Consider the following 18854-nt stretch of genomic DNA (forward strand, 5'->3'; position numbering starts at 1 on the left):
ATAGGCTATAAGATCATGATAACTAATATTATAAAATTTATAAAAAATCGTAAGGGTGTTATTTCGATTGAATTTGCAGGCGTTTTTTTCGTGTTTGTAATGATATTGTGTGTCGTTTATGATATTTATAATACTGTTACTTTGCAAGATAATTTAGAACGAACTAACTATACAGTTGCTTCATTATTTCGAGAACGATCCGCTTTGTACCCTAAGATAGACGATACAATAAGTGATCGTAGCAGCACTTATGAGCAATTTAAAAGTTATGAATTATTTACCGTTGATCAAGTTAAAGAAGCGCAAGCATTAGCTAAGAAGTTGTTAAACAAAGATGTTTCAATTAGAATTGATGCTTTATTTATAAAGCAGGATCAAAATCAACCTTTAATTATATATAATTCTAACCAGCTCAAAACAATAAGCTTTTCGTCATGTACTTATAGCGCGTGTAATAATGACATTAAGGAATATCTTAAAAATCGCCCTAATATGGCTGAGACTTCCATAGGAAATAAAGACTATACTAAACTTGCTCCTTTTGTGAAAAGAGTATTTAGAACTAAAGACCAAGCTGCTGATTTACAACCACTCTATGGTCGATACATACCATTATATAGAGTGAGTATGTGTATTAACAATGACGAAAGCTTATTTTTAAAATTTAATAACAGGCAAAATAAAAATAATAGATTGCTCCCTAACTTATGTAGCGAAACAACTGTCATTTCCCGTTGTAATGATTTAAGTGATGCGCGTGAGGGTTGCCCAATATATATTTACCGCCCCTCTTATCATCAATGATAATTAAGAAGGTCATTATGAAAAAAACTAAAAAAATATTTAATCAACAAAAAAAATTTATATTTGGCTTTTTTAACGATAACGCTGGTAGCATTATTATACCTTTTGCTATTATGTTACCAACAATTGCATTATGTTTTGCTTTTAGTATAAATACTTCGAAAACTCTTAGAGATAAAATTGCTGTTTCAGAAGCAACTAATGAGGCATCGTTAGCAGTATTGGCGCTAAATAATAAAAATGAAGGTCTAAAAGCTAATCTAGAAAACAAAGCAATAGCTCAAAGTTACATTAATTATTATTTAAAAAATGAAATTAATGCCAATTCTTATGACACCGATAGCATGCTAGATGTTATTTATGATAAGGAGAAAAAAGAATATTACATTTCTTATAATCGTAAAGTCGATGCATTAATAAAATCGGATTCCTTAGGTAAACTTGGTTCTTCCATAGATGTAAATAATGATCAGAAAGGTTATGGTAATACTCGTAGACAAGAAATAAATCTTAACAAATATGACATCGCTTTTATTGCTGATTTTTCAGGATCATCCACCTGTTTAGAGTCTGATGGTAATTGTAATAAATACTCTGAAATAATGGAAGGTACATCATCAATTAAACCAAAAATCAGAATTAATGCAGCGATGTCAGCCATTAAAAAAATAGTAGATGTTTATTCTCAACCTGAAGAATACTCATATGCATTAATACCTTATGATATTGGTGTTCCAATTGCAAATAATGGAAAAAATATTTTAGGAGGACAATCCTATTCCTGTTCAGTACCTTATAAGTTAAAAAACCCCTTTGATACAATAGATTTTGAATTTTGGGCAAACAAAAATATTTTTTTCAGAGAATGGAAAAAATTAAAAGATGCAGGCAAAATAACCAATTATTTAAATTACACCTATTTTGGTGTTCAGATGGGTACTGGTTTCTTTGGTATTGATCATTCTAGCTTTATTTTCTATTATCTAGATTATTATAACTATAAATATTATTCCAAAATTGTCGGACCTGCAAAAAATTATTTTAATGACTATCAGTTACAAACAGCAGGTTATTGTAAGAAAAATTACCAAACACCTGGTTCTACCGCATTTGCTAAATACAGATATTCTTGTGGTATTGATCAGAAAGATTATCCACTTTCTGATTCTAATCGGCGAAAAGTTGAAAAACAATATGCTTACATGGTGCAATTGTATGATTACATGTATTCCGATGATTCCGGTTATAACAATCATTTATCCTTAGCTAATAATAATACGATAGATTTCGATGGTACGATAAATAATTTGTTTGCGCACAACTATAAACCAATTACTTTTACCCGCCCTATTGTTCCTGCTACATCAGATTTTACACCATTCCAAGCTATGTGTTCATCCCCTTTATATAACAACGGGGTTATGTTTGCGGGTCAAAGTAAATTGCATGAATCTGAATTATTTGATAGTACTTATTGGAAAGTCCCCCTCTTTAAAAATGGCCCTTATTTGGTTGATCTAACTAGTGCCTCAGAAATATCCGATATTTTAGGAAAAGCATCTTGGAAACCTGGTGGGGGAACCGATACTATGTCTGGTTTTTTGACCTCTATACCAATACTATATAAAGGTAAAGGTGATAATAAAATTTTTATCGTTTTAAGTGATGGTAAAGATGATTCTGGGGCTGAGAAACTAACTGAGACTTTTCTTAATAAAAAGGATTTATGTTTGACTACAAGGAGAGTTTTTCTAAATAATCAAGTTAAAAGTACGTCTTTTCATTATATAAAACTATCGCCAATATATGCAGGAAAATCGATTGATAGTTTGTCAGAAGATGAAGCTAAACAAGAATTCGGACCATGGGTTAATTGTGTAAAGTCGTCTTATAAAACATCGAATAGTGGATTGGTTACAACTGCATCTGGAGGCGATGATTATAAGAAATATCTTCATTTCGCCAGTGATGAACTTGAAGTATTTGAAATAACTCGTGAAATAATTGAAGCTGAAACAGGTAATTTTATTTTACGGAAATAGAGAGTAATAAAAATGGAGCGTAGTATTTTTTATTATGTTATTTTTTTTATAGCATCGATTTTTTCTGTCTTTGCTACTGGAAAAGAGAAAGTAACAGATTTTGAACTGGGTGTTACATTGTCTATGGCTCCTTATGGTGGCGTTGGAGGTGTTAATATGATTGACACTTCTATAACCATTGAAAATGGAGATATTTGGATATGGGGATTTCGTAATGCGGGTATATCAGGACTTGGATATGACGCGTATAATGAAGTATCTCCCCCACAACGTGTTCAGAAATTTTTAAACGAGAAAGTTAATATTATCCAATCAGCTGGTGGTGGTTATCATATTTTAGTCCTTGATGAAAAAGGTAATGTCTGGGGATGGGGACAAAACGGGAAAAATGAAGCGGGTGCTGGTATTTGTAATCAACCATACATCAATACCCCTTGCCGTATTTTAAAGTATCAAAATATAATCCAAATTGGCACTGGAGAATATGTTTCACTAGCTTTAAGTAAATCAGGTGAAGTCTATACTTGGGGTCACGGAAGTTATGGCCAAATAGGCAATGGAAGACAAGATGATATAAATCGTATGTATAAAATACCTCAAGAGTATTTTGGTAATCAACCTGTTATACTTTTAGGTGCTGCCTATGAGGGTGGTTATGCAGTAAATGCTTCCGGTCAAATATTTGGTTGGGGGGATGATCAACATAACAGTTTCGGCTACGAAAACCGCGATGAGCATGTATATCGTACTAGACCGGTACCATTAAACATTCAAGTTGATGGTCGCAGGGTGGATTATATCTGTGGCGGCGAAGGTTTTACTGAATATTTGCTTGATAACGGTGAAGTATGGGGTATGGGGCTTAATTCACAGTTAGGGATTGAGGCAAAAACAGGAAAAACAGCAAAACCTGTCAAAATAATGTCAAATGTTAAAACGCTTTATTGTCGTTATGCTGGTTCTATTGCTATCACTTTTGATAACGATATTTATACTTGGGGAACAGAAGACTATGAAATGGGCGGTACATCTCCGATACAGCGTAATCATCATAAAAATATAACTAAAGTCGATGGCGGTAAACATCATATTATTTATTGGACTGACAAAGGTGACGTTTATGGTGTTGGCTACGGTGCTGCCCATAAACTTAATAAAACAAATTCTGACAATGTTCAATGGCCTGGTAATAAAATGGATTTTGTCATTGATGAAATGAAAAAAGCTTATGGCAAAGATTTTATTCCAGGACAAGGACAGTAAATCATTTAATATTTTTCCGCTATATAATATATAGCGGAATCAAATGTTATTAGGAGGTTTCATCGAATATCATAATATAATAAATTTTCATCGCTTAAAGTAATAGCAATAATGATGATTATTCTAAACCGCTAACCGTGTCTTTTTAAAGACAATGAAATATATGAAATTATATCGCTAGTTTTTATACAAAGTATGGACATTATAAATGTCTAGTTTTTATTATAAAACTATCATCTAAATAAGCTTGTTATGGTGATAGGTATAAAAAATGCATTCATCTTACCAAACATGATTTGGATGTATTTGAAATAATTTGTGAAATTATTGAAGCTGAAAAAAGTAATTTCATCTAAAAATAACAGAAAGGCATAATAAAAATGAAACGTAAAATATTTAATTATGTTATTTTTTTAATTACATCTTTTACTCCTGTCTTTGTAATTTGCAATGAGAAAGTTAAGAAAGTAACAGATTTTGAAATAGGAACTACATTGTCTATGGTTCCTTATGGTGGCGTTGGAGGTGTAAATATGATTGACACTTCAGTAACCATTGAAAATGGTAATGTGTGGATATGGGGATTTCGTGGTTCTGGTCAATCAGGAAATGGATTCTTCGTATTGAATAGCTCTCCCCCACAATATGTTAATGAATTATTTAAAGAAAACAAAAATGTCATCCAGTCTGCTGGTGGTGGTTATCATATTTTAGCACTTGATGATAAAGGTGATGTCTGGGGTTGGGGGCAAAATGGTTATAAGGAAGCCGGTGCGGGTGTCTGTAATGTAGCATACGTCAATACCCCATGTCGTATTTTAAAGTATCAAAATATAATCCAAATTGGCGCTGGAGAATACAATTCAATGGCTTTGAGCAAATCAGGTGAAGTCTATACTTGGGGACATAATGATTTGGCTCAAGTAGGCACTGGTAATAAATACCCAATTATTGGACTCCATAAAATACCTCAAGAATATTTCAATAATCAACCTGTTGTACTTATAGGAGCTGCCTATGAAGGTGGTTATGCGGTAAATGCTTCTGGTCAAGTATTTGGTTGGGGGGATGATGAATTAAACTCTTTCGGCTACCCAGAAAGCACGCAACGTGTGAGACCAATAGAATTAAATATTCAAGTTGATGGGAATAGAATCGATTATATCTGTGGCGGTAATGGTTTTACTCAATATTTACTTGATAATGGTGATGTGTATGGCTTAGGTGATAAGAGACAATTAGGTATTGGGGCGAGATCTGGAACAACAACAGTACCAGTCAAAATAATGTCAAATGTTAAAACACTTTATTGTCGTTATATTAGTTCCATTGCTATCACTTTTGATAACGATATTTATACTTGGGGAACAGAAGGCTATGATATGGGCGGTTCATCTCCGATAAAGCGTAATCACCATAAAAATATTATTAAAGTCGATGGCGGTAAACATCATATTATCTATTGGACTGATACAGGTGATGTTTATGGTGTTGGATACGGTAATGAATTCAAATTTGGGTATGCTGGAATTTATGGATGGCCTGGTAGGAAAATGACTAGTTTTGTAATTAAAACAATGAAAAAAACTTATGGCGATGATTATATTCCAGGACAAGGACAATAAATCATTTAATCTTTTTCCGCTATATAATATATAGCGTAACCAAATGTTATTAGGAGATTTCATCAGATATCATAATATAATAAATTTTTATAGTTCAGTGTGATAGCAGAAATTATTTTTATGCTAAACCGCTAACTGTTCCTTTTCTAAAGACAATAAAATAGGTAAAATTATTACGCTAATTTTTATACAAAGTATAGACATTATAAATGTCTATTTTTTTATTATAAAACTATCATCTAAATAAGCTTCTTATGGTGGTAGGTATAAAAAATGCATTCATATTACCAAACATGATTTGGATGTGTTTGAAATAATTTGTGAAATTATTGAAGCTGAAACAGGTAATTTCATCTAAAAATAACAGAAAGGTATAATAAAAATGAAGCGTAAAATATTTAATTATGTTATTTTTTTAATAACATTTTTTACTTCTGTCTTTGTAATCGGCAATGATAAAGTTGAGAAAGTAACGGATTTTGAAATAGGAGCTACATTTTCTATAGTTCCTTATGGCGGCGTTGGTGGTACGAGTATGATTGACACTGGAGTAACTATTGAAAATGGAGATATTTGGATATGGGGATTTCGTAATGCGGGTATATCAGGACTTGGGCATAACCCACATAATGAAGCATCTCCCCCACAACGTGTTCAAAAATTTTTAGACGAAAAAATTAGTATTACTCAAGCTGTTGGTGGTGCTTATCATATTTTAGCCCTTGATGATAAAGGTGATGTCTGGGGTTGGGGACAAAACGGTTTTTTTGAAGCAGGGGCGTTTGTCTGTCGTGCTGCTTACATCAATACCCCATGTCGTATTTTGGAGGGTCAAAGCGTAATCCAAATTGGCGCTGGAGAATACGTTTCAATGGCTTTAACTAAATCAGGTGAAGTCTATACTTGGGGTCACAGTATTTATGGCCAAACGGGCAATGGCACATTAAGAGCAATTAATGGTATTCAAAAAATTCCTCAAGAATATTTTAATAATCAAGCTGTTGTGCTTATAGGGTCTGCCTATGAAGGTGGTTATGCGGTAAATGCTTCCGGTCAAATATTTGGTTGGGGGGATGATCAGCATAATAGTTTTGGCTACGAAAACGGAGGTGCGCACGTATACCGTGATAGACCAGTACCATTGAACATTCAAGTTGATGGTCACAAAGTCGAATATATCTGTGGTGGCGAAGGGTATACTGAATATTTACTTGATAATGGTGAAGTGTGGGGTATTGGTAATTTGAAAATGTTAGGTAAAGGATACGGTGGTTTAACCGCAGTACCAGTCATGATAATGTCAAAAGTTAAAACACTTTATTGTCGTTATATTAGTTCCCTTGCTATCACTTCTGATAACGATATTTATACTTGGGGAGCAGAAGGCTATGACATAGGTGGAGGAGTTCCTATAAAGCGTAATCACTACGATACTATCACTAAAGTCGATGGCGGTAAACATCATCTAATCTATTGGACGGACAAAGGTGACGTTTATGGTGTTGGCTACGGTGCTGCCCATAAATTTGGGCGTGCAGGAAATATTGGATGGCCTGGTAGACCGATGAGTAGTTTTGTAGTTAATCAAATGAAAAAGGCTTATGGTGATGACTATATTGCAGGACAAGGTAAATAGATTACTAAATACCTTCAACAGTAAAGAAGTGTAGCCCTTAACAGATGATTATAAAAGGTTTAATCGTACATCATGATATAAAAAATTTTTATATCATGATATCTACCAAAATATTAGGTTAAGTCAGAATGTTTTTACTAAATAATATTTGTTTATTTTTAATTTGGATGATTTTAATTGTAGTTTGTTATACAGATATCCGATTCAGAATAATTCACAATTCAATTGTCATCGCCGTATTTATAATTATCCTAGCCAATTTTTTGATTGGTAGTGGAGAGCTTAACTATATTGCTGCGCTTATTTTCTTTGTTATTGGTCTTTTAATATTCTGTTTTAATATAATGGGAGCCGGTGATATAAAATTAATTAGTGTGTTATTGCTATCCTTACCTACTGAACAAATTTGGGATTTTTTTATATTGATGACTCTTTTGGGTTTACCACTCGCTATATTTGCATTAATCAGAAAAACCATCACAAAATCCACAGTAACCATTCCGTATGGAGTAGCAATTAGTTTGAGTTATATCATTATCACTTATCTAAAATTGGCACTGTAATCGAAAAGTTGCAGATAAAACTATCTTTTAATATCACATGCGTCAGTGTGTGTACCAACGCCATCTAATTGCTATTTTTATTTAAAATTGCTGTCATTATCCTACCAATTTTAATTAAGAAAATAGAAATAGTAATGCAAAGTAAAAATAGAAAATTAACTCATTTGTTAATCTTTGTTATTTAGTATTCTTATAAAAAATCGTAATAACGTTGGCATTATTTATTAGTAAAAAATATATTTTGTATATTGTTGTAGCTAAATTCCTCTACTGCTGGTTAATCAATTTAAAGGTTCAATTTAAGTTATTCAAACTTAAATTGTAAATCGATATTTTTTAAATTATTTTTATTACAGAATTAATGTTAACACTAATTCTAATGGTAAGATTCAATTTCACGCTTAACAATTTATAATTAATATAAACATAAAAAATATTCCTATATAAGATTAATCGTGTTTTATTAACAAAATCACCTTGTCAATTTTTAATTAGCCACTTTTAAATATAACTAGATTATACCTCACTTCTTTATAAACTTTTTGAGCAATAAATAAATTTGGTTAAATTTAATTCATTACATTAACTATTGTGGTTAGTTTTGGAAGCTGAATTTAAGGAAAAGCGTAATTCTAATTCTGAAATTAACTAAACATTAACCAATCAAACGATTTATTTAAAAATATTGTTGACTCAAAAGATATAATCGTTAAAATGCACATCATTCAAAACGCAATTACTTTAGTGATGTGTTTTTCGCCCGGGTGGTGAAATCGGTAGACACAAGGGATTTAAAATCCCTCGGCTTTTTTAGCCGTGCGAGTTCAAGTCTCGCCCCGGGCACCAATATTAATTAGAAAACTAATTAACGTCTACGCGGGAATAGCTCAGTTGGTAGAGCGCAACCTTGCCAAGGTTGAGGTCGCGAGTTCGAACCTCGTTTCCCGCTCCAATTTATCTAAAACGATTTACTTAATAAAGAGATAAATGGCGCGTTGGCAGAGTGGTTATGCAGCGGATTGCAAATCCGTGGACCTCGGTTCGATTCCGGGACGCGCCTCCATAATAGATATTTCAAATTTGTTCCCCATTATTCATTAAAAAATTTAATATAAATCTACTTTATATAATTTGGTGAAGATATATATTTTTTAAATAACTTTTAGAACGAATTATTCAGTTCAATATCATGCCACTAAACAATTAACTACCTTATATAATTTCTTTTTGATTCTAAAAACGAAGGCTTGGTTAACAAACTCAAGCCATCTTATTGAGTTATCAAAATAGCTTCCAGGAAAATATATATGTAATAATTTTAACAGTGAAAGGATATTTTATTTATGTCTGCATAATATTGAACCGCTATAAAGCAATCACTGAATTTAAATACCAAAAGGATTAGAATTGTAAAAATACGATTCTCAATCATATATAAAATAAGTGTAGTTATTTGATAAATGCTATGCTAAAACAATCAGGATTTATTGCACCACACTCATTGTCAATTACTGCTATTGACCAAAAAATTAGCTTACTTTTTATAATGATAAAATAAACACTTTGACATTCCTCAGTAAATTTACATTTGCTATTCTTCACATCAAAGCGTAAAATCTGCGCCTTATTTATTTGCTTAATAACTAAGTATCCTAACTTAGTACTGACTTGAAATCAGAGGCATTTTCTTAATGGAAATTTTATATGCTAAACCAGAGCTGCTATCCCCTGCCGGCTCATTGAAAAATATGCGTTATGCATTTGCTTATGGAGCTGATGCCGTATATGCAGGTCAACCTCGATATAGTTTGCGAGTGCGTAATAATGAATTTAATCATGAAAATTTAGCAATTGGCATCAATGAAGCCCATGCTCAAGGTAAGAAATTTTATGTCGTAGTCAATATTGCGCCACATAATTCTAAACTTAAAACCTTTATACGTGATTTAAAACCAGTTGTTGATATGAAGCCAGATGCATTTATTATGTCTGATCCTGGTTTAATCATGCTAGTACGAGAACATTTTCCAGAAATGGAAGTCCATCTATCAGTCCAATCCAACGCAGTTAACTGGGCAACAGTTAAATTTTGGCAACAAATGGGCTTGACACGAATTGTACTTTCTCGAGAGTTGTCATTAGATGAGATCGCTGAAATACGTGAAAAAGTACCAGAAATGGAACTAGAAGTGTTTATTCATGGTGCTTTGTGTATGGCATATTCTGGACGGTGTTTACTATCAGGTTACATTAATAAACGTGATCCTAATCAAGGAACCTGTACTAATGCCTGTCGTTGGAAATATAATATATCTGAAGGTAAGCAAGACGAGACAGGACAAATTGTTCATAAACAAGATCCAATTAAAATTAACCAAGTTGAACCAACATTAGGTATTGGCGGACCGACTAATCAAGTTTTTATGTTAGAAGAGTCTGGTCGTCCTGGTGAATTTATGCCAGCTTATGAAGATGAACATGGCACTTATATTATGAATTCTAAAGATTTACGTGCGATAGAATTAGTTGAAGATTTGACTAAAATTGGCGTACATTCGCTCAAAATTGAAGGTCGCACAAAGTCATTTTATTATTGTGCTAGAACTGCCCAAGTTTATCGCCAAGCTATCGATGCAGCGGCAGAGGGCAAACCATTTAACCCTCAGTTATTAACTCAATTAGATGCTTTAGCGCATCGTGGTTATACTGAAGGATTTTTACGTCGTCATCATCATGAAGATATGCAAAACTATGAACACAGCCATTCTGTTTCCGATAAACAGCAATTTGTGGGAGAATTTAGTGGTCAACGTTTAAATGGACTCGCCGAAGTGATTGTAAAAAATCGTTTTTCAGTTGGTGATAGCGTTGAAATGATGACACCAAAAGGTAATCATACCTTTGTTATTGAAAGTATGCAAAATAAAAAAGGCCAATCTTTGCAATCAGGTTTAGGCGATGGCCATATTGTTTATCTAGCTATTCCAGATAATATTCCTTTAGATTATGCCTTATTAATGCGTAATTTTAGCAATGGGGCAACTACCACAAATCCACAAAGCAAATAACTTTTTAGGCGACTATAGTCGCCTAACCTTTAAACATTTTTATTGGTATTCGTATTCATTGATTATTCACGTATTAAATCATCCCCATAACCTATCCATTTATAGGTAGTTAATGCTTCTAATCCCATTGGTCCACGGGCATGGAGCTTTTGAGTACTCACTGCCACTTCAGCACCTAATCCAAATTGTGCACCATCAGTAAAACGTGTTGACGCATTTACGTATACTGCTGCTGCATCAACCTTAGCAACAAATTGTTCAGCATTAGCTAGACTTCGCGTTAAGATCGACTCAGAATGCCCTGATCCATATTCACGGATATGTTTTACTGCTGCCATTAATGAATCCACTATCACAATGTTAAGATCATTAGACAACCATTCTTGCCGTAATTGTTCATCGGTAACAAGTTCAATGGCAGTAAATCCTGCTGATTGTAGTATTGAAAAAGCCTCCTTATCAACATGTAGCTTAACGCCCTTCTCAGTCATTACCTGATGTAACCTTGGTAAAAATTCTTTGGCAATGTTTTGGTGTATTAATAAAGTTTCTAAAGTATTACAGGTGCTTGGTCGTTGAGTTTTTGCATTAATAATAATCGGTAACGCTTTATCCAAATCAGCGGTGTCATCCATAAAAATATGGCAAATCCCTATTCCGCCGGTAATCACTGGTATCGTTGATTGTTCACGGCATAATTGATGCAAAGCAGCCCCTCCTCGCGGAATAATCATATCGACATATTGATCAAGTTTGAGTAATTGGGTGATATATTGACGATTAGGATCATTGATCGACTGTATCGCTTTAATTGGCAAATCAGCTTGCAATAAAGCTTGCTGAATGATTTCAATCATGACTTTGTTGGTATTAATGGTTTCTTTACCACCTCGTAAAATTGCCGAATTACCTGTCTTTAAGCATAACGTAGCAATATCAATGGTGACGTTTGGTCTAGCTTCGTAAATGACACCAATTACGCCAATCGGCACCCGTTTTCGTTGAATTTTCAAACCACTTTCTAGAATCGAACCATCAATTATCTCGCCAATCGGATCTTTTAAGGTAATCACTTTACGAACATCATTCGCAATTGCCTTCAATCGTTCATCCGTTAAGCGTAAACGATCAATTATGGCATCACTCAAACCATTTTGTTGCGCAAACTGAATATCAATTTGATTGGCGGCGAGAATGATATCGCGGTATTGTAATAATCCGTCAGCTATCGTACTTAATGCCCTATTTTTTTGTAATGTGGTTGCTAATAATAATTCAAACGCTGCTGTTTTAGCAGCTTTCCCTATCTGGTTAATCATCATACATTACCTGTTTAACTCTTTGTTCTCATTCAATTAAACCATTTACCATTATTTAGATTTATCTTTATTTGAAATATTTAATGCTTGAGTGAATTCGTTAGGAGATTTCAAAAATGCAATCCTGCTTTCACCATAGCGTTTTAGAGAATGATTAATGATAACTTAATATACGCCTACGCCTAAGATAATTTAATTCAAATTAAAGCACATATTGCAAATACAGCTATTATTAACTCACGCAATCTGAACAGTTTAGTTAATACTAATATAATAAAAACGCTAATTATTTGAGCTTTATTTATAGCCTAATATTATGGCACACGTAAAAAATTATTACTTCATTAATAGTCATTTGTCCTATCCATCATGGAAAAGCAAATTGGCTGTTTCGTGTTCTAAATTTAATTTCAATTCAGTATTAATTTAATAAATTAAAAATTTCACAGCCTAACTATTAATAGCTAATCAATTTTTAATCTATTTGATAGGCATTATTTTTAAATCAATGTTAAATAGTAATCATGTCATCACGATGCAAGGCAACTCGACCATATTCATAGCCAAGCAATTTACTGATATCTTGCGAGTGATGACCGGCTATCTGCTTTAAAGCATCACTATTATAACGCGTTACACCTCTTGCAATGCTTTGACCATGATGATTTAAAACATCTATTACTTCACCACGAGAAAAATTATCTGATACCTGAATGATACCTTTGGGTAAAATTGAACCGCCTTGCGTTAAAATGGCATTTACAGCGCCATCATCAAGCGTAATACTGCCGGCTGGTGGAGCACCAAATAACCAGTGTTTGCGATGTTCTAGCGGAGTTTGACAGGGTTTTATACGCGTACCTACCTGTACATTTTGTACAATATCCATAATAACATTTGATCGGCTTCCTGCTGCAATTATCACTTCAATACCTGCTTTTCCGGCTATCTCTGCCGCTTGAAGTTTTGTACTCATACCACCGGTTCCTAATCCCGAAATACTTTCGCCAGCAAGAGATTTCAAATGTTCATCGATGGTTGCAATTTCATTAATTAATTTAGCAGTGGCGTCTTTTCTAGGATCGGCAGTAAATAACCCCTCTTGATCGGTTAACAAAATCAATTTATTGGCTTGCGCTAAAATTGCCGCTAATGCTGATAAATTATCATTGTCACCCACTTTAATTTCTGCTGTGGCAACGGCATCATTTTCGTTAATAATGGGTATAATATGATTATTCAACAATGCTTGTAATACATCTTTCGCATTTAAAAAACGTTCTCGATCTTCTAAATCAGCGCGAGTTAATAACATTTGACCAATAGCAATTTGATAAATTGAAAACAATTGTTCCCAAAGTTGAATAAGTTTGCCTTGTCCAACTGAAGCCAATAACTGTTTTGATGCAATAGTGTTGGGTAATTCTGGATAACCCAACGCTTCGCGACCTGCAGCAATAGCACCTGAAGTCACAATAATAATCTTATGTCCTTGTTGATATAACTGATGACATTGTCTTACTATTTCAAGAATTCTGGCTCGATTTAGTGATGTTTTCCCACATGTTAACACACTAGTACCCAGTTTGATTACAAATGTTTGAGGTTTCATAATTTCGCCACTTTTAACATTATTTAAATTATTATGATCGAAAAACTAAATCTTTTAACCAATTTGCCAGATTTTGAGATCTTTGTTGTAAATCTTGTTTTAGTGTTAGCAATTGTATTTTAAATAGTTTAGTTGACTTAGTAGAGGTGATTAATTTAGTTTCCTCTATATTATTTAGCAGATCGCCTTCATAAAAAATGTTTAAAACAGGTACATTACATGGCTTAATTAATAATCGTTGTTCTTTAAGCGAAAAGAATTTTAATTCAGCTTGTAACTGTTGTTCAGAAAAGTTTTTTAAACCAATACGATCAGCCAACATATCACGATAAATCATCGGTAATTTAGCTTGCATTTGTGGATCAATAAATATTTGATGAATAATTGGAGCAATATTTATCAGTCCTTTTATTTTTGAAGGCATTAAATAGGCAAGTCGTGTAGCAATATTAGCACCAAACCGATAACCTAATAAAATAACATTTTGATAATCAATCAATGGAACAGTTCTAATTTGCTCTAAAATAGCTTGATGAATTATAGAAGTATTTTGTGATAAATTAAAATGCTTACTATTTCCCATCGATGGATTATCAACAGTCAATAATCCTATACCGAGTGGTGCCAAATGCTCAATAAAGAAACGATAAAAATCAATCTGTAAATCATTTAAACCTGAACAAAGTAAAACCACCGGGAATGCGCGTATAGGATCACTCTTTTTTAAAGGTGTATGTAAAATAGCTTTTATAACCTTATCATTAAGATTGAAATCAAGATCTTTAACTATAAAAGGTGAATGATCCATTGCATGGCGATAATAACGATAAGCCAGTAAAACAGCCTGATTTGCTAAATCATCATTACGAAAATAAGGGTATCCCGCAAGTGTCATAAAACCACTGGCCATTAACCACGATTGGTGACATTTTGAATGATATGCTTCAAATTCGGACTCAGCAACAGTTAATTGTTCGTCAAAGTCTGCTTGTTTTTGCCATTTTGTCGCCTGAGCCCAAAACTCATAAATCCAATTACCCGACTGGTAACCAACGACAGTATCAAGCCAATTTGGATTGGATCTTCTTTTTTTTGAGATTGAAATTCGTGATAAAACCTCTTCTGTTTCAATGAAAGGTAAACCACGCCATTGCCAAGACAAGCGATTGATAGCACGATACCAACAGCTATTTCCTTCACTATCTAAAAATGAATTGGTCAGTTGTTGGCCACTTTTGATTTGCGTAACAAGAGTTGACGTTTCAGGGTAATCAAATTTAGGTTTAAATAATTTTTCAGATAAATTTTTCTCGTTCATCATCTTCGCTTTTGTTATTACTTATTATGTAATGAAATATTATCATAATTAGTAATAAAAAAAGCGTAATAAATGATTCATATTTAAATTTATTTTTGATCACACAATGGCTTAACAAAAGTAACCCCCATATCCCAGGGTTGTTCAATCCATGTATCTTGCGGAATATCCACTATATAATCATCAACTAAAGGACGACCTTCTGGTTTAGCGAAAATGGTAACAAATTTAGCTTTTGGATACATTTCGCGAATTGAATGTGCAGTACTACCAGTATCAACTAAATCATCAACAACAATAAAACCTTCTCCATCTCCTTCGGCACGTTTTAAAACGACTTTTTCACGTTGTTGATTATGATCATAGCTAGAAATACAGACAGTATCCACATAACGAATACTTAATTCTCTGGCCAAAATTGCTGCTGGCACTAACCCACCTCGACTCACGGCAATAATCCCTTTCCATTGTGATGCGGGTAATAACTTGGCAGATAGTTCTCGACCAAACATCTGTACCATTTCCCAAGTTACCGTATATTTTTTCTTTTCGGCAATTTCTTCAGCTTTGATTTGTTTTTTGGCTTTAATTTCTTGTGCTAAAAGTTCTTGTTCAGTTGATTGTTGATTTAATGACATAAATACCTGCAATTTCATGATTAATTGAGTAAACTGATAATGCGCAATTCAAATTACAATATCAATCGACTCGAAATGGATGTAAAATTGCACCTTATTATAGTGTGAGTAGTAAATAAAAACTACTATTTATTAATAGAATATTTGAGGATTATTATGCTTACTTCTTTAAAACCTAATTCACTTTGGGTTATTTTTAATCAAATTTGTCAAATTCCCCATCCATCACATCATGAACAGATGATTACCAAATATTTGGTTGATTTCGCAAATCGCCATAAAATTGAGTGTCATTTAGATAAAGTAGGCAATGTTTTATTAAGAAAACCAGCAACAAATGGTATGGAACATATACCATCAATAGCTTTACAAGCGCATATGGATATGGTGCCCCAAAAAAATGAAGAAACGCAACACGATTTCTTAGTCGATCCAATCAAACCTTATATTGATGGAGAATGGGTAAAGGCAAAAGGAACCACCCTTGGGGCCGATAATGGCGTTGGACTTGCTTCTGCCTTAGCGGTTCTTATTGATCCTGAAGTTGAACATGGGCCAATTGAAGTATTGATTACTGTTTCAGAAGAAACCGGTATGGTGGGAGCTTTTGGATTACAACCAAACTGGTTACAAAGCCATTATCTTATCAACACTGATTCCGAAGATGAAGGTGAGATTTTCACTGGCTGCGCTGGTGGTGTTGATTTTAAATCAACATTTGCCATTAATTATGCTGTGATTCCAGAGGTACATGACACCTTTTTACGTTTATCACTAAAAGGATTAAAAGGCGGTCATTCAGGTTGTGATATTCATCTTGGACGAGGTAATGCTATTAAGTTATTAGTACGCTTCTTTGCTGAATATGCTCAAGAAATAAATTTTCGTTTAGCTGATTTTTACGGTGGTTCGTTACGTAATGCGATTCCTCGTGAGGCCTTCGCTGAAATCTCTTTAAATCGTCAAGATTTAGCAAAATTTCAATCTTTAATCACCCAATATCACCAGGTTTTAGAAAGTGAATTAAATCATGTTGAACCATCAATTCAATTTATTGCCACAGAAATTTCACAAGATAAATTGAAGCGCGTTCTTAATGCTGATCATCAACAAAAATTGATCAACTGGCTTAATAGTGCACCAAACGGTGTAATACGTATGTGCGATAATATGCCAACTGTTGTAGAAACATCGTTAAATTTAGGTATTGTTGATATAAAAGAAAATCAAATTTCAGCTTATTTTTTAATTCGTTCGCAAGTCGATTCAGCTAAAGATGCCGTAGTCGCAACGTTAATTTCGCATAGCCAATTAGCTAATGCTAATTATGAAATCAGTGGTGGTTATTCGGGATGGACACCCAATTTAGATTCACAGTTACTAAAATTAGCTGAAGGAAAATACAACCAAATCTTCGCACAAAAAGCAAAAATCATGATTATTCACGCTGGATTAGAATGTGGTTTATTTACTAAACACTATCCTCATCTGGATATGATTTCGATTGGCCCAACTATTGTTTCACCACATTCACCCGACGAAAAAGTCAATATTCAAAGTGTTGAAAAATATTGGTCTTTATTATGTGCTATTTTAAAATCCGCTGATCAATTAAAGTAATCGACTAACAAAATTAAAAGGGCTAAGGCCCTTTTTTAATGCTAACTGATATACAATGATCGTTAAATTGGTAAGGTATTTTTTAATATTATTTGGTATTTCTAACTTGCACACATAACAATAATGATAATCCCATCATCACGGTAGCAATATAGTATATCACTTGATGACTATAAAAATCCGTCACGAAGCCCTGAATCATTCCACTTAATATTACGCCACATGTTACGCCATTATTAAATAATGTAGTCGCAACCCCCATCCGATTAGGTAATAAATCTTGAAAATAAATGATACCAATATTGGCGACAATACCAATAAATAATGCATTGAATATCTGTAATCCTATCAAAGCCCATTGATTTGAAAAAGTAATCACACCTAGATAAAAAAATAAACCACAAATAATAGCAAATAACATTAAATTTCGTTTACCAAATTTCGGGACTAAATAACCACTGGCTAACATGACAGGGATTTCTAACCCAGCCGCTATCCCCATTAATTTACCAGGCAAAGTATCTGCAAGTTGCAATACTTGATCAACATATAATGGCATATCAATGATATACATCATATTCGCCGTCCACATAAAAACAGTAGCTAAAAATAAAAAAATAATATTATGATTTTTAAATAAAGATTGCTCTATTGGATTAGTGGATGATTCAATACTGGTAAAAGTTTTAGGTGTTCGTGGTATCGCAGGTAAACAAAAGTTGACTATAATCATGGCAATAAGATACATGCCAATAATACTGTAATAGAGCAGATTAAAACCATAACTGATTGCTAATGCAAAAGATAATGGAGGTCCGATAACCCACGCCAATGATAATTGCGCCCTAATTAGTGAATTGAATACAACCACATTCCGTTTAGTTTTTTCAGCATATTCACGCGCTAAGGCAAAAATTTGTGGCATTGCAGCAGAGGCTAACGCAGCAAAAAATACGCCTACGGTAATAAGTAAATAATAATTGCGTGTTAATGCAAAAACAACACTATTACCTATTCCCATTAAGCAGCAAAATAGTACTATATAACGTCTTTGACCGTGACTATCAGAATATTTTGCTAATAAAAAACTGCCAACAATACTAGCAATGGCATTAATGGAATAAAATACTCCGACTTGAATTGGATTTGCAGCCACTTCATAAGTCAAAAATCGACTTAAAGTTGGTGATTGTAGTGCACTGGCAATACCGATAATAAATGCAGAAAACAGAAAAGATATAAAAATCAGAATATTATTATGATTAGCGAATTGACGGTACATGATAAACCCAAATAAATAGTTATTTGGTCTATTATAGACCTGAAACAAATATCAACAAGCGTTA

Annotated in this window: 13 protein-coding genes and 3 tRNA genes; 11 read left to right on the forward strand and 5 right to left on the reverse strand. The window is 33.4% G+C overall.

Translation table 11 applies throughout. The features are described from left to right. Positions 1-15: 15 nt before the first annotated feature. From FcAc13_RS06705 to trhP, 10 genes are all read left to right on the forward strand, one after another. On the forward strand, positions 16-804 hold the full coding sequence (locus tag FcAc13_RS06705; RefSeq protein WP_187755437.1) for a TadE/TadG family type IV pilus assembly protein: 789 nt from the start codon (positions 16-18) through the stop codon (positions 802-804). Positions 805-821: 17 nt separating this feature from the next. Beyond that, positions 822-2846, forward strand: a complete 2025-nt coding sequence (locus FcAc13_RS06710) for a VWA domain-containing protein (protein WP_187755438.1) — start codon at positions 822-824, stop codon at positions 2844-2846. A gap of 12 nt (positions 2847-2858) precedes the next feature. Continuing rightward, the gene (locus tag FcAc13_RS06715) at positions 2859-4109 is read left to right on the forward strand and encodes an RCC1 domain-containing protein (protein ID WP_187755439.1); all 1251 of its coding nucleotides are present in this window, start codon (positions 2859-2861) and stop codon (positions 4107-4109) included. A gap of 380 nt (positions 4110-4489) precedes the next feature. Then, the gene (locus FcAc13_RS06720) at positions 4490-5734 is read left to right on the forward strand and encodes an RCC1 domain-containing protein (protein WP_187755440.1); all 1245 of its coding nucleotides are present in this window, start codon (positions 4490-4492) and stop codon (positions 5732-5734) included. A 382-nt stretch (positions 5735-6116) separates the two neighbouring features. Next, positions 6117-7370 carry an RCC1 domain-containing protein gene (locus FcAc13_RS06725; RefSeq protein WP_187755441.1) on the forward strand — a complete coding sequence of 418 codons (1254 nt, stop codon included), beginning with the start codon at positions 6117-6119 and terminating at the stop codon, positions 7368-7370. A 128-nt stretch (positions 7371-7498) separates the two neighbouring features. Continuing rightward, on the forward strand, positions 7499-7933 hold the full coding sequence (locus FcAc13_RS06730) for an A24 family peptidase (protein WP_187755442.1): 435 nt from the start codon (positions 7499-7501) through the stop codon (positions 7931-7933). A 758-nt stretch (positions 7934-8691) separates the two neighbouring features. Then, a tRNA-Leu gene (locus FcAc13_RS06735) sits at positions 8692-8779 on the forward strand. A 30-nt stretch (positions 8780-8809) separates the two neighbouring features. Continuing rightward, positions 8810-8885, forward strand: a tRNA-Gly gene (locus FcAc13_RS06740). 37 nt (positions 8886-8922) lie between these two features. Continuing rightward, positions 8923-8996: transfer RNA gene (locus tag FcAc13_RS06745), tRNA-Cys, on the forward strand. 628 nt (positions 8997-9624) lie between these two features. Next, the gene (gene trhP / locus FcAc13_RS06750) at positions 9625-11001 is read left to right on the forward strand and encodes a prephenate-dependent tRNA uridine(34) hydroxylase TrhP (protein ID WP_187755443.1); all 1377 of its coding nucleotides are present in this window, start codon (positions 9625-9627) and stop codon (positions 10999-11001) included. Positions 11002-11063: 62 nt separating this feature from the next. Here the strand turns inward: trhP and proA are convergent, their stop codons facing one another. From proA to gpt, 4 genes are all read right to left on the reverse strand, one after another. Then, positions 11064-12320 carry a glutamate-5-semialdehyde dehydrogenase gene (gene proA, locus FcAc13_RS06755; RefSeq protein WP_187755504.1) on the reverse strand — a complete coding sequence of 419 codons (1257 nt, stop codon included), beginning with the start codon at positions 12318-12320 and terminating at the stop codon, positions 11064-11066. Positions 12321-12831: 511 nt separating this feature from the next. Next, positions 12832-13932: a glutamate 5-kinase gene (proB, locus tag FcAc13_RS06760; RefSeq protein ID WP_223064549.1), complete on the reverse strand. Its 1101-nt coding sequence runs from the start codon at positions 13930-13932 to the stop codon at positions 12832-12834. A gap of 31 nt (positions 13933-13963) precedes the next feature. Continuing rightward, on the reverse strand, positions 13964-15250 hold the full coding sequence (locus tag FcAc13_RS06765; protein WP_187755444.1) for an alpha/beta fold hydrolase: 1287 nt from the start codon (positions 15248-15250) through the stop codon (positions 13964-13966). Positions 15251-15339: 89 nt separating this feature from the next. Continuing rightward, positions 15340-15888 (reverse strand): xanthine phosphoribosyltransferase, encoded by a 549-nt coding sequence (gene gpt / locus FcAc13_RS06770; RefSeq protein ID WP_187755445.1) that lies wholly within the window; start codon positions 15886-15888, stop codon positions 15340-15342. Positions 15889-16044: 156 nt separating this feature from the next. On the opposite strand from gpt, the gene FcAc13_RS06775 reads away from it, so the two are divergent. After that, a complete protein-coding gene (locus FcAc13_RS06775; RefSeq protein ID WP_220679932.1) occupies positions 16045-17508 on the forward strand; it encodes an aminoacyl-histidine dipeptidase in 1464 nt (487 codons plus the stop codon). Between the two features lie 88 nt (positions 17509-17596). On the opposite strand, the gene FcAc13_RS06780 is transcribed toward FcAc13_RS06775, so the two are convergent. Further along, positions 17597-18790, reverse strand: coding sequence for a sugar efflux transporter (locus tag FcAc13_RS06780; RefSeq protein ID WP_187755446.1), 1194 nt, complete (start codon positions 18788-18790; stop codon positions 17597-17599). Between the last annotated feature and the right edge of the window lie 64 nt (positions 18791-18854).

It is taken from the genome of Frischella japonica (assembly GCF_014489845.1).
Taxonomy (GTDB): domain Bacteria; phylum Pseudomonadota; class Gammaproteobacteria; order Enterobacterales; family Orbaceae; genus Frischella; species Frischella japonica.